The sequence below is a fragment of the Haloarcula sp. JP-Z28 genome (assembly GCF_011440255.1).
Taxonomy (GTDB): Archaea; Halobacteriota; Halobacteria; order Halobacteriales; family Haloarculaceae; genus Haloarcula; species Haloarcula marismortui.
The window spans coordinates 22,485-34,941 of record NZ_JAAOHT010000046.1; the positions used below are offsets into that span (position 1 = coordinate 22,485).

The following is a 12,457-nucleotide window of genomic DNA, read 5'->3' on the forward strand; positions in this document are numbered from 1 at the left end:
AAACGCGTGGGTAATGGCGACCACCGACGCCGGTGGCGAACACGTCGAACGCCCGCTGGTGACGCCGGAGTTCCTGGAGAACCGCCGCTACCAGACCGAACTGGCGGAGACGGCGAGCGGAGACCACACGCTCGTCTGTCTGCCGACCGGGCTGGGCAAGACGACCGTCTCGCTGCTGGTGACCGCCGAGCGGCTCAACGCCGTCGGCGGGAAGTCACTCATGCTGGCCCCGACGAAGCCGCTGGTCCAGCAACACGCCGAGTTCTACCGCGAAGCGCTCGAACTGGACGACGAGGACGTCGTCGTGTTCACCGGCGAGGTCCGACCCGACGACCGGGCCGCGCTCTGGGACGACGCCCGCATCGTTATCGCGACGCCACAGGTCGTCGAAAACGACCTCGTGGGCAACCGCATCTCCCTTGCCGACGTAACCCACTGCACCTTCGACGAGTGTCACCGGGCGACCGGCGACTACGCCTACAACTACATCGCCGACCGCTACCACGCCGACGCCGAGAACCCGCTGGTAACGGGGATGAGCGCCTCCCCCGGAGACGACGAGGAAGCCATCCTCGAAGTGTGTGAGAACCTCGGCCTGTCAGATGTTGCCGTGATGACCGAAAACGACGCCGACGTGGCCGAGTACACCCACGACACCAGCGTCGACTGGAAACGCATCGAACTCCCCGAGGTCGTCGTGGAAATCCGCGACGCCATCAACGAAGTCATCAAGGACCGCCTGTCGCAGTTGAAAGAACTCGGCGTCACGAACAAGTCCTCGGCGGACATCTCCGAGCGCGAAATTCAGCAGATTCAGGGCCAGTTGCGGGACCTGATGAACAACGACCAGAGCGAGGGGTATCAGGGGATGAGTCTCCTCGCCGAGATCCGGAAGCTCCGGACCGCCGTTACCTACGTCGAGACCCAGAGCGTCGAGTCCCTGCGGCGGTACTTCGAGCGCCTGAAGGAGGCCGCTCGCTCTTCAGGGGCGTCCAAGGCCGACCAGCGCCTCGTCAGCGAGCCAAAGGTCCGCGAAGCGATGCGGAAAGCCGAGTCCTACGACGACCTGCACCCGAAGTTCCGCCAGACCCGGATGTTGCTTGCGGAGACGCTCGGTATCGAGAACGGCGAGCGCGTCATCGTTTTCACCGAGTCGCGGGACACCGCCGAGACGCTCGTTGACTTCCTCTCGGACCACTTCACGACACAGAAGTTCGTCGGACAGAGCGACACCGACGGCAGCGAGGGGATGACACAGACCCAGCAACAGGAGACGCTGGACCGGTTCCGCAACGGCGAGTTCGAGGTGCTCGTCTCGACATCCGTCGCCGAGGAGGGCCTGGATGTGCCAGAGGTCGACCTCGTACTGTTCTACGAACCGGTGCCGACCGCGATTCGGGCCATCCAGCGGAAAGGCCGGACCGGACGACAGGCCGAGGGTCGCGTCGTCGTCCTGCTGGCCGAGGACACCCGCGATGAGGCGTACTTCTGGAAGGCTCGCAACGACCAGAAGCGGATGAAACGCGAACTGAACGAACTGAAAAGCGTCGCCGGTGAACTGGAGGCCCGCCTCGACCAGACCGGTCTCGACGACTACGAGGACGGCGAGGGGACCGCTTCGAGTGGAACCGGCGGGGATGAAACCGCCACACGGAGCGGTGATTCCACCGGAAACGAGAGGGGTAGCGGAGCTAACAAATCAGCCGATGCAGACAGTGGCAGTGACGGGCAGGCTGGTCTGGACGCCTTCGCAGACGACCCGTCAGAAGCGGCCGATGGCGATGAGGGAGCGGCCGAAGTCGACAGCGAAGCGACGACGCGCGACGAAGGGAACGCCGGGACTGCGGGCGAGGGGACTGCCGCGACGACAGACGACGAAGGAACGGTCGCCAGCGCCGGCCGCGACAGTGAGGACGACCCCGTCGAAATCGTCGCCGACCAGCGGGAACTCGACTCGAACATCGCCCGGGACCTCTCGACACGGGACGGTATCGAGACCCGACTCGAAACGCTGGCCGTCGGCGACTACGTCCTCTCGGACCGCGTGGTCGTCGAGCGCAAGACCGTCGCTGACTTCATGGATACACTGACGGGCGGCGACCGATCGATGTTCGAGCAGGTCGGAGACGCCACACGCAATTACGGGCGGCCCGTCGTCATCATCGAAGGCGAGGATCTTTTCGGTGCGCGCAACGTCCACCACAAGGCGATTCAGGGCGCCCTCGCGTCGCTTGCGGTCGATTTCGGCGCGAGCGTGTTGCGGACCAGCGACGAGGACGAGACCGCCGACCTGCTGGAAGTCATTGCCGGGCGGGAGCAGGAGACCGCCGACCGCGAGGTGAGCGTCCACGGCGAGAAACAGTCGAAGACGCTGCCCGAACAACAGGAGTACGTCGTGGCCGCAATAGCCGAAGTCGGACCGGTGACCGCGCGCACGCTACTAGAGTCCTTCGGGAGCGTCGAAGCGGTGATGACCGCCGACAAAGACGACCTGCTGGAGGTATCCGGCATCGGCGATGTAACAGCCGACCGGATTCGGGAAGTCATCGCCAGCGACTACGAACCCTAGAACCGCGCTGCATCCAGCGCTTCCGCCGCTTCTCGGGCCGCCTGCAGATGCTCGCGGGCCTCGCGTGGGTTCTCGGTCGCCGCGGCGCGCTCGGCGAAGCGGTGAACTGTTTCAGCCAGTAACGCAGACGCCGCATCCAGATTTGCCGCAACGTCACCGGTCCCGCCTTCGGATGGCGTTGGCTGTCGAGCGGAAACGGGGGGGTTCTGTGACGGTGTCCCACGCAGCTGGTCGTTCGAACTCTGGCCGCTAGGCTCCGATGAAACACCTGTTCGAGCAGTCTGTGACGCTGGCTCCGAGTGGTCGGACTGCCGAGTCGACTGAGCACCCCCCGCTTCAGGTGGAGCGGTCGAGTCGTCCGTCGTGTCCGGCGCACTCGCAGCCGCCTCGTCACCATCGCCGAACTGGACGCGGGCCTCGTCGCTGGGGTCGGCAACCTCGATCTGGTCACCGTCGTCGGTCTGGCCCTCCTGTTCGTCAGCATCCGACGGGTCCGCCCCGCTGGCCTGTGTATCGCGAGCGACCGGCTTCTGGCAGGTGGGGCAGAACTCCTGACCGTCGTGGCGGAAGATGGGGTCGCCACACTCGCTGCAGTGGGCGTTCGTCATCGTCGCGCCCTTCAACAGGAGTTCGCTCATTTGCTCGGTCGCCGCCCGGTTGTCCTCCTCTTGCTCGAACTTCTCGCGGAGTTTCTCGCGTTCGGCTTCCTTGTCGAAGTCGCTCATACGAGTCACAACGCCACGGGGCTGAAAACAGTTTACGGGTGCGAGATGTCGATACCGCCTGAACGATATCCGTCGGAATTGGGGTTTCGACACGTTTAACGTTCGCGCCCGAGCCTTTTCGAATGGTATGACAAAGGTAAGCGTAGTCGGCGCAGCCGGAACGGTCGGCGCAGCCGCAGGGTACAACATCGCGCTCCGTGACATCGCTGACGAGGTCGTCTTCGTGGACATCCCGGACAAGGAAGACGACACGGTCGGGCAGGCCGCTGACACGAACCACGGCATCGCCTACGATTCGAACACGCGCGTCCGCCAGGGCGGCTACGAGGATACTGCCGGCTCAGACGTGGTAGTCATCACGGCCGGGATTCCTCGCCAGCCCGGCCAGACACGTATCGACCTCGCGGGCGACAACGCGCCCATCATGGAGGACATCCAGTCCTCACTGGACGAACACAACGACGACTACATCTCGCTGACCACCTCGAACCCCGTCGACCTGCTCAACCGCCACCTCTACGAGGCCGGCGACCGCTCGCGCGAGCAGGTCATCGGCTTCGGCGGCCGACTGGACTCCGCGCGGTTCCGTTACGTCCTGAGCGAGGAGTTCGACGCCCCGGTTCAGAACGTCGAAGGAACGATCCTCGGGGAACACGGCGACGCACAGGTTCCCGTGTTCTCGAAGGTCCGCGTTGACGGCACCGACCCCGAATTCAGCGGGGATGAGAAAGAGCAGCTGCTCGGCGACTTGCAGGAATCGGCGATGGACGTCATCGAGCGCAAGGGCGCGACCGAGTGGGGGCCAGCCCGCGGTGTCGCACATATGGTCGAAGCCATCCTCCACGACACCGGTGAAGTACTGCCGGCTTCGGTCAAGCTAGAGGGTGAGTTCGGGCACGAGGACACTGCCTTCGGTGTCCCGGTCCGTCTCGGGAGCAACGGCGTCGAAGAGATCGTCGAGTGGGATCTTGACGACTACGAGCAGGACCTGATGGCCGACGCTGCCGAGAAGCTCTCGGACCAGTACGACAAAATCTCGTAACCAGATATTACTCGCGGTCGGCAGGGTCCGGGACGGCACCCGTCCCAAATATTATTTTGCCTCGCCAGCGGTGTGGAGACGCGGCTGTCACTGCGAGGAGCGCTCTCTGACAAACAGTGGCCGTTACGCGGGCTCGTCCTGCTCGTCAAGCAAGTCGCTATCGCGTCCGTCGTCATCGATATCAGCACCGAGGAGTGATGCCCACTCTTCAAGGTGTGAGTCCGATGTCGGGAGTTCTCGGTGGTTCATGGCGTTATCCGAAGCATCCACGGCATATTATATAATGGTTGTGCCCGCATTGATACATAATGCTGTATGCAGCGGTTCTACGGGGTAATCCGGGATTGGCGAATCACAAAAAGCGCCGAGAAGACCGTGACAATCACTCGGAGCGGATGGTTTCCGGGACCTGAATGGAGTAGTGCCCGTCTTCCTGCAGTGCGATGATGTACTCCTCGCGGTCATACAGTTCCATCAGGTTCAGTTCGTACTGGCCGGGTTCCAGTACCTTGATCGACTCGAACTGGTCGTTGAGTTCCGCGCGCAGTTCCTCCAGATCGGGACGGTCCTCCCGGTCTGGTTCCGCCGGTGGGTCAGGGTCTGCACCGACAGGGCGGAACTGGTGTTCAGATTCAGACGCAGACGGCGCGTCGGATGGGAGTTCGTCTGGCTCGACAATATCACCGCGGGCACTGGCCTGGGCTGAATCCTCAGCCGCAGACGCACGGTCGGGTTCGGTCGACGGCGAGCCGGACGTGTGGGATGGGTCACTCGGCTGTGCATCAGCCGACCGGTCGGCGTCGAGATGGGACTGCTCGGCGGGACGGTCCCCGTCCGTAGTGGAGCCACTGACGAAGTCGCGCACCGAGGCGGCGGTCTTGCCGACGGTACGGGCGACAGTGCTGTCAGGTCCCGGTGGTTCCGGTGGCTCCGCATCCGGCGTCTCGGAGATGTCGGCCCCCTCGGGCTGATACTGGAACTTGTTCCCGCCGCAGTTGGGACAGCCAGAGAGCATCTCCTTCGACCCGTCGTCGAAGCCACGGCCACAGTCCGTACACTGGTGGGGCATTATTTCCGGGAGACGAGGGCGCTGATGAGCGTTTCGTCCTTGTGGAGCGTCTCTATCTGGTTCGCCGGCCCGATGACTGTCAGCTTCTGGGTCGACTGTTTGCCCATCAGCCGGTCGAGGATGCTGGCGTCGGCGGCCTCGGACTTAGGGTAGGTCTCGATTTCGATGCCGTTGAACTCGTCGGGGCTGATCTCCGTCATCGTCACTTCGATCAGGCGGGACTCCTCGTCGGGTGAGAGTCCCTCTTCGAGGATGACGATGTTGCCGTCACGAACCCCGTCGAGAATCATTCGGATCTTCTCCATCGAGGCCAGCCCGGCCATACGTTCGCCGCTGATGAGGTCGATCTGGACGCCGTCGTCTGGGTCTTTGACTTCTGCCATTATATCACCCGAAGTACTCCGCGATTTTGTCGTAGACTTCGTCCATGTTGTCGCCCTCAAGCGCTGACAGCGGAATCGTCTCGTGCTGGGGGTAGGCGTTTCGGATGCGCTGAACCGAAGACTCCTCCAGGTCGATCTTGTTTGCGAGGATCAACACCGGAAGGTCCTGACTCTCGATGATCCCGATGAGCATGGTGTTGACCTGCGTGAACGGATCGGTCGCGGAGTCAAGCACGTAAATGACGCCGTCGACATCCTCGCGGAGCCAGTGCATCGCTTCGGCGACACCCTCAGTCGCTTCGCGGGAGCGACGGACGGCGTCGTCTTTCTCCATGTCGTGTTCGAGGAACTCGGTGTAATCGACTTTCGTCGTCACGCCCGGCGTGTCGACGATATCGATTGTCACTTTCTTTCCGTCGCGTTCGATTTCAACGTTCTCCTTTCGGCGCGCACGACGAGTCTCGTGGGGAACGTGACTCTCCGGGCCGACGGCGTCGCCGGTCCAGTCTCGTGCAATGCGGTTCGCCAACGTCGTCTTGCCGGCGTTCGGCGGGCCGTAGATTCCGATACGCTTCGGATCCTCTTCGGAGAACAGTGTCGATGCCGCACGTGAAATGCTATCTTTGAGGTTTGTTAACAATCCCATCCTATCCTCCCGCCGCCCGGAGTCGTCCGGTATGGCGGCTCTGCCCGTAAAAGATAGGCGAATTCACTTAAGCCTACGTCAGACATGAGTTTTCTTTTTGACATGAGGGGGCATATCATGGCATAGACCAGCGTGCGGGCGTTGCTACGGGTGTGGAACGGTTGGCAGGGAGCTGTTCGGGTGGAGTCCGGTCATCCGAAATCAGACAATTTAGATTTGGGTGCCCCATCCTAGCCCCCCACCCCTTCGTTTCAAGTGGAACGCCATGCACCCCTGGGGAGGGGTGGGAGAATCGCCGGTCGAATCGGGAGTGCACCAGTTGTTCAGAGCAGCGCGATTCGTGACTTCACTAGCTAGAGCGGCCTAGACACTAGAAAACTGTACACTAACCCCTACTAGCTATTTGTTTTATCTAGTACGGCTTTCGTTTATATGATATCGTATTAAGTCTTTCCCCTTTCTAGAAGATACCATCGGCCTCCCCACCCCCTCCCCCCGGGCCTGTTTCCTGTTCCACCGGAAACGAAGGGGTGGGGGGGTTGGCCTGTTGCAGTCGGTTTCCGCTGTAAGTGCCGGTTTATGATGCACCCTGCGCATATCCATACAGCGTACTCGCTCTTGGAACTGCGCCACCGCTCCCGTTCCTATCCAATCACTCTCCCGCTGCATCATGTCCATCCGACCTCGGTGAGACTGAAGCTATAGTCCTCTTTAGGACAACAGTACCCACCCGACAGAAACAATCAATATAACGACATATATCTTTCATGGGTGGTGTACCGAAATATTTAATATCGATTCACGGTACGGTTCATGTGGTTCAACTGGACGCACCGGAGAGCGCTGATGCTCACTAACAACGGTACTGACGCACTCCTCGCTCCCTCTGTTCCGGTGTCTCCAACTCGCTCCACACGAAACGAAGGGGACCCTCTTGATCGACTATGACTGACGAAAGCAACAATCCGGCCCCGGCATCCGATCCGTCGACAACAGAGACGTCGAACGATGCTGACGGGTCCGACGGACAACTCGACGCCGAAACGGACCCTGGGACATCGACCGGGCCGTCAGATCTCGATGATGTTATTCTTGACAATCTTGATGCTGGGTCTGACGACCCCTCCGACGAGGCGTCCCGTGGCCTGTTCGATGACCTTCTCGAAGGGGAACCCATTTTCGAGAACAAGGAGGTCCTTCGCCCCTCGTACACGCCGCACAAACTTCCCCATCGCGAGGAGCAGATCAACAACATGGCGACGATTCTCGTCACTGCCTTGCGCGGTGATACACCGTCGAACATCCTCATCTATGGCAAGACGGGGACGGGGAAAACCGCGTCCGCGAAGTTCGTCAGCGAGGAACTCGAAACGACCTCACAAAAATACGAGGTCCCCTGTGAAGTCGAGTATATCAACTGCGAGGTGACCGACACCCAGTACCGCGTGCTGGCGCAGCTCGCGAACAAGTTCATCGACAAGAATGCCCAGCTCATCGACGACCGCATCGCCGAACTCGAGGAGCTTCAATCACAGGCACGCGAGAACACGGCTGCACTCGAAGAGACGGCGTTTGGCTCCCTCGACAATGTCGAAGCCGAAATCGAATCGTTGGAAGCTGACAAGTCGGAGTTCGAGGAAGTTCCGATGACGGGGTGGCCGACGGACCGTGTCTACAGCTCCTTTTTCGACGCCGTCGACTATCACGAGCGTGTGGTCGTCATCATGCTCGACGAAATTGACAAACTCGTCGAGAAAAGCGGCGACGACACCCTGTATAACCTCTCCCGGATGAACTCCGAACTGGAGAACTCTCGCGTCTCGATTATGGGCATCTCGAACGACCTGAAGTTCACCGATTTCCTCGACCCTCGGGTCAAGTCAAGTCTCGGCGAAGAGGAAATCGTCTTCCCGCCCTACGACGCGAACCAGCTTCGGGACATTCTTCAGGCACGCTCGGACGTCGCGTTCAAAGGCGACGCGCTCACCGAGGATGTTATCCCGCTGTGTGCGGCCTTCGCCGCACAGGAACACGGCGACGCGCGCCGCGCGCTTGATCTCCTTCGGACGGCCGGCGAACTTGCTGAACGGGACCAGACGGACAACGTCCTCGAAGACCACGTTCGTCAGGCTCAGGAGAAGATCGAACTCGACCGTGTTGTGGAGGTCGTCCGGACGCTCCCAACGCAGTCGAAGATTGTCCTCTTCGCTATCATCCTCCTCGAAAAGAACGGTGTCCACAACATCAACACCGGCGAGGTGTTCAATATTTACAAGAACCTCTGTGAAGAGATCGACGCCGATATTCTGACACAGCGCCGCGTCACTGACCTCATCTCCGAACTGGATATGCTCGGCATCGTCAACGCTGTCGTCGTCTCGAAGGGCCGCTACGGCCGGACGAAAGAAATCTCGCTGTCAGTTCCAACCGAAGAGACGGAGGCGGTGCTTCTGTCTGATTCGCGACTCGGCGATATCGACGATGTCCAGCCGTTCGTTCAGGCCCGGTTCGACAACTAATCTGCGTGTTTTACGATCTCCATAGTACTCGCTGTTCCAGGTGAAACAGTCCCCTTTGAGTGAGACGAGCTACCCGGATGCCGTCGTGTTCACGGCTGCCGTCTCTGCTTCGTTTGTCACCGCTAGTCCTGTTTCGTTCGCTCCCACATCAGTCGCGCCGGCCTGGTTCCACTGGAGTCGAACCTGCCCCAGCAATGGAACTCGCATCTCTGCGGTCCCGACGACCCACCCGGGCTTGACTGGCTCGCTGATGGGGCTGGAACCGACCTGGTCGTACCGGCCGTTGTTGTCACCCTTGGTGATGAAGCCGGCGTGGTCGGCCGGACAGGAGGTGAGCTCGTCACAGCTGTCCGCACTCCCGATGTAGTCTTGGTTCGCCCGGTCGTACCAGTTCTCGTCCGCTTCAACCCACAGCATCGCCCGGTGGATGATCGGCGTCTGTCGACTGTTGCCGTCGGGTTCGTATACGATAACGTCGCCCGGACGCTGGAACGCTCGATAGCTGTCGTCGTTCGCTGCGGTGACGACACCCTCGTGGTCACCCGGGCCGGAGAACCGGTCCTCTTCCATCACGAACACGAGGTCTCCTTCCTTGATATGGGGGTCCATGCTTGGGCTTTCGATAGCGACGAGTGGGGGCCACACACCACTAACGGCGAACAGTAACACCCCGACAAGCAGGACTGAGCCGGCGCTACTGACGATATCGGTCACGTACATCATCCCTCCCGGCCTCTCGGTTTCGTCTCCGTCCGACGACCGATGGTCTGACCCGGCCATTCGTACCACGAATACTCGGAGGCGGCCAATCAACTTTCTGTTGTTGGACCGAACACTACCGTCCGATTTGGTCAGCTCGCCGCCGGCGCTGAAACATCTCCGACCGGCATCGACACTGAGGTGTGCCATAGCTGGGACGGTTGGACCCGAACGTACCCGAGACGTGGGATCCGGAAGATCCCGGTTCCAATGACCCACTCCGGCCGGACAACGGTACTCGCTCCGGTGACCTGATCGTATTCACTGTTGGTCACTTTGTTGTCACCTTTCGTGATAAAGCCAGCATGCGGCGCCGGACAGTTCCGAAGCTCGTCGCAACTGTCCGCGTTCCCGACGTACTCTCGGTTCGCGCGGTCGTACCAGTTCTCACCGGCATCAACCCACAGCATCGACCGGTGGATGATCGGCGTTCGCTGCTCGTTACCGTTGGGTTCGAAGACAATGACGTCACCGGGCTGTTGAAAGGTCTGATACCCGGTTTCGGCTCCGGCCGCTGCCGTTACAACGCCGTGACGGTCCTCCTGCCCCGAGAAGCGTTCTGCGTCCATGACAAAGACCATATCGCCGGTGTCGATGTGTGGCTCCATGCTTCCGCTTTCGATGGCGACGAGCGGCGGCCACACCCCACTGACGGCAAACAGGAACCCGCCGACAAGCAGGACTGCCCCGACACTCGTCCCGATGTCACGGACGTACAGGCCAAAACGAAACGAAGGGCTGGCGTCCACAGACTCGTCTGTCCCGCTTGAAGGCGTGCTGTTGGTCGATTCGTCCCGGCCCATCCTACCTCGGATTGCCGACAGCGGGGTATCAATCTTGTGACGGCTGTCGGTCCGCTATCCTTTTGCCCACAGACACGGAGTGTGGAACGTGCCTCTGGAGACGCCGGCACGCATCGTCAGCGAACTCGCGAGCCGCGGCTACAACGCGGAACGTGAGGCAGTGACTCGGATCGCCGACACGCGGGACCCGTCGACGACGCTGGAACGCGCACTCGAAACCCTCCCTGATGAAGCGCTGAAGCTGACAACAGACCACGTCGAATCTGTGGTTGAAGCGATAGAAAACGGTGAGGGAACGTCAAATACCGAACCAGACCGCGGAAACGAAACAACCGGCGCTCCGACTCAACCACACCCCTCCGTTTCAACTGGAACTGACGCAGCCTCATCGACCGAACCGGGTGCGTCCGCTCCACCTGAAACGGGGGGGTCACGGGATGTGGACACATCCCTCCGAGCTATCGACGTCGCAAACGATATGACCGGCCAGTCCACTGGGACCGGGGAGTACTCGGACTTCGTCGCGGTGTTCCGGGACCGCTACGAGAAACTGGCGGGCAAACTGCGCGGCAGAGTGAACCACCGGCCGACCGACGCCATCGAGAACATGGGCGGTGGCAGCGACGCCGCGCTGATCGGCATGGTCTCTGACATCCGCTCGACAGCCAGCGGTCACTGGCTGGTCGAACTGGAAGACACGAACGGGACATTCCCCTGCCTGGTCATGAAAGACCGCCCTATCGCCGACCTCGTCCAGCAGTTGCTCATGGACGAGGTTATCGCCGTTGAGGGGACGCTGGCCGACGATGCTGGCATCCTGTTCGTGGACTCGCTGTATTTCCCGGATGTGCCCCGAACGCACAGCCCCTCGACCGCCGACCGCCACGTTCAGGCGGCGCTCATCTCCGATGTCCACGTCGGCAGTCAGGAGTTCATGGAGGACGCCTGGCACCGCTTCACGGACTGGCTCCACACGCCGGAGGCCGAGCACGTCGAATACCTGCTCATCGCCGGCGACATGGTCGAAGGCGTCGGCATCTATCCCGAGCAGGACAAGGAACTGGACATCATCGACATCTACGACCAGTACCGCGCGTTCTCGGAGTACCTCAAGGAAGTCCCGGCGGACATGGAAATCCGGATGATTCCGGGCAACCACGACGCCGTTCGGCTGGCCGAGCCCCAGCCCGGCTTCGACGAGGAACTCCGGGACATCATGAGTGCCCACGACGCGCAGGTCCACTCTAACCCCTCGCTGGTCACTGTCGAGGGCGTCACAGTGCTGATGTACCACGGCGTCTCGCTCGACGAGGTCATCGCCGAACTCCCGGACGAGGAAGCCAGCTACGAGGAACCACACAGGGCGATGTACCAGCTCCTGAAGAAGCGCCACGTCGCGCCGCAGTACGGCGGCCACACCCGACTCGCCCCCGAGGACCGCGATTATCTGGTGATGGAGGAGGTGCCCGACGTGTTCCACACCGGCCACGTCCACAAGCTCGGCTGGGGCGAGTACCACAATGTCGTTGCGCTGAACTCCGGCTGCTGGCAGGCCCAGACTGAATTCCAGAAAAGTGTCAACATCGACCCTGACGCCGGTTTCGCACCGATTTTGGACCTTGATACGCTCTCGATGACGGTCCGGAAGTTTACCTAACCACCTTTTTGCTGCGAGGGTGTCCTCGGCCGCGGAGCGGCCTGCGGGCACCCCCCTTGCAAAAACGTGGGCGAAAAAGGCCGGTCGCTCACTGCGTTCGCGACCGGGGAAACCGCGCGCCGGCGGCGCGCGGTATACTTGTCAACCATGTCTATCTGGTACGTGTTTACCCCGAGGACTCAACGGCCGGCACAGCCTGATCTCGTGAAATCATCTCGTTGTTCCGGGAGACTCGCTTGAGCTCGTCATATGGATTGCGTCCCTGCTGGCGCCATGTCGCCAGCA

Annotated in this window: 11 protein-coding genes; 4 read left to right on the forward strand and 7 right to left on the reverse strand. The window is 61.3% G+C overall.

What is annotated here, in order from left to right; all coding sequences use genetic code 11:
- Window positions 1-13: 13 nt before the first annotated feature.
- Window positions 14-2,569 (forward strand): DEAD/DEAH box helicase, encoded by a 2,556-nt coding sequence (locus tag G9463_RS15585; protein ID WP_165897213.1) that lies wholly within the window; start codon window positions 14-16, stop codon window positions 2,567-2,569.
- Here G9463_RS15585 and G9463_RS15590 read toward each other — a convergent pair.
- Window positions 2,566-3,294: an Sjogren's syndrome/scleroderma autoantigen 1 family protein gene (locus tag G9463_RS15590; RefSeq protein WP_165897214.1), complete on the reverse strand. Its 729-nt coding sequence runs from the start codon at window positions 3,292-3,294 to the stop codon at window positions 2,566-2,568. The two genes, G9463_RS15585 and G9463_RS15590, sit on opposite strands and share 4 nt — an antisense overlap.
- Before the next feature lie 127 nt (window positions 3,295-3,421).
- Here G9463_RS15590 and mdh point away from each other — a divergent pair, with 127 nt between their 5' ends.
- A complete protein-coding gene (gene mdh, locus G9463_RS15595) occupies window positions 3,422-4,336 on the forward strand; it encodes a malate dehydrogenase (protein WP_004959949.1) in 915 nt (304 codons plus the stop codon).
- A gap of 123 nt (window positions 4,337-4,459) precedes the next feature.
- Here the strand turns inward: mdh and G9463_RS24360 are convergent, their stop codons facing one another.
- The 4 genes from G9463_RS24360 to G9463_RS15610 form a co-directional block, all read right to left on the reverse strand.
- On the reverse strand, window positions 4,460-4,585 hold the full coding sequence (locus tag G9463_RS24360) for a hypothetical protein (RefSeq protein WP_255458706.1): 126 nt from the start codon (window positions 4,583-4,585) through the stop codon (window positions 4,460-4,462).
- Window positions 4,586-4,718: 133 nt separating this feature from the next.
- Complete coding sequence (locus G9463_RS15600) at window positions 4,719-5,405, reverse strand: Zn-ribbon containing protein (RefSeq protein ID WP_007189570.1); 687 nt, start codon at window positions 5,403-5,405, stop codon at window positions 4,719-4,721.
- Window positions 5,405-5,788 carry a DUF2073 domain-containing protein gene (locus G9463_RS15605; protein WP_004517591.1) on the reverse strand — a complete coding sequence of 128 codons (384 nt, stop codon included), beginning with the start codon at window positions 5,786-5,788 and terminating at the stop codon, window positions 5,405-5,407. The genes G9463_RS15600 and G9463_RS15605 overlap by 1 nt, the downstream gene beginning before the upstream one ends.
- Window positions 5,789-5,792: 4 nt before the next feature.
- Window positions 5,793-6,434 carry an Era-like GTP-binding protein gene (locus tag G9463_RS15610; RefSeq protein ID WP_004590329.1) on the reverse strand — a complete coding sequence of 214 codons (642 nt, stop codon included), beginning with the start codon at window positions 6,432-6,434 and terminating at the stop codon, window positions 5,793-5,795.
- A gap of 944 nt (window positions 6,435-7,378) precedes the next feature.
- Between G9463_RS15610 and G9463_RS15615 the strand changes: the two genes are divergently transcribed.
- Window positions 7,379-8,953 carry a Cdc6/Cdc18 family protein gene (locus G9463_RS15615; protein WP_004959959.1) on the forward strand — a complete coding sequence of 525 codons (1,575 nt, stop codon included), beginning with the start codon at window positions 7,379-7,381 and terminating at the stop codon, window positions 8,951-8,953.
- A 69-nt stretch (window positions 8,954-9,022) separates the two neighbouring features.
- Here G9463_RS15615 and G9463_RS15620 read toward each other — a convergent pair whose 3' ends face one another.
- Window positions 9,023-9,676 (reverse strand): S26 family signal peptidase, encoded by a 654-nt coding sequence (locus tag G9463_RS15620; RefSeq protein WP_165897219.1) that lies wholly within the window; start codon window positions 9,674-9,676, stop codon window positions 9,023-9,025.
- Window positions 9,677-9,804: 128 nt separating this feature from the next.
- Window positions 9,805-10,515 (reverse strand): S26 family signal peptidase, encoded by a 711-nt coding sequence (locus G9463_RS15625; RefSeq protein ID WP_165897215.1) that lies wholly within the window; start codon window positions 10,513-10,515, stop codon window positions 9,805-9,807.
- A gap of 88 nt (window positions 10,516-10,603) precedes the next feature.
- Between G9463_RS15625 and G9463_RS15630 the strand changes: the two genes are divergently transcribed.
- Window positions 10,604-12,172, forward strand: a complete 1,569-nt coding sequence (locus G9463_RS15630; RefSeq protein ID WP_165897216.1) for a DNA-directed DNA polymerase II small subunit — start codon at window positions 10,604-10,606, stop codon at window positions 12,170-12,172.
- The last annotated feature ends 285 nt before the right edge of the window (window positions 12,173-12,457 follow it).

What these genes read in the sequence shown, in the direction of transcription:
- G9463_RS15620 (WP_165897219.1), bottom strand. Translation starts at nt 9,676, where the DNA reads ATGATGTACGTGACCGATATCGTCAGTAGCGCCGGCTCAGTCCTGCTT.
- G9463_RS15600 (WP_007189570.1), bottom strand. Translation starts at nt 5,405, where the DNA reads ATGCCCCACCAGTGTACGGACTGTGGCCGTGGCTTCGACGACGGGTCG.
- G9463_RS15585 (WP_165897213.1), top strand. Translation starts at nt 14, where the DNA reads ATGGCGACCACCGACGCCGGTGGCGAACACGTCGAACGCCCGCTGGTG.
- G9463_RS15610 (WP_004590329.1), bottom strand. Translation starts at nt 6,434, where the DNA reads ATGGGATTGTTAACAAACCTCAAAGATAGCATTTCACGTGCGGCATCG.
- G9463_RS15590 (WP_165897214.1), bottom strand. Translation starts at nt 3,294, where the DNA reads ATGAGCGACTTCGACAAGGAAGCCGAACGCGAGAAACTCCGCGAGAAG.
- G9463_RS15615 (WP_004959959.1), top strand. Translation starts at nt 7,379, where the DNA reads ATGACTGACGAAAGCAACAATCCGGCCCCGGCATCCGATCCGTCGACA.
- G9463_RS15605 (WP_004517591.1), bottom strand. Translation starts at nt 5,788, where the DNA reads ATGGCAGAAGTCAAAGACCCAGACGACGGCGTCCAGATCGACCTCATC.
- mdh (WP_004959949.1), top strand. Translation starts at nt 3,422, where the DNA reads ATGACAAAGGTAAGCGTAGTCGGCGCAGCCGGAACGGTCGGCGCAGCC.
- G9463_RS24360 (WP_255458706.1), bottom strand. Translation starts at nt 4,585, where the DNA reads ATGAACCACCGAGAACTCCCGACATCGGACTCACACCTTGAAGAGTGG.
- G9463_RS15625 (WP_165897215.1), bottom strand. Translation starts at nt 10,515, where the DNA reads ATGGGCCGGGACGAATCGACCAACAGCACGCCTTCAAGCGGGACAGAC.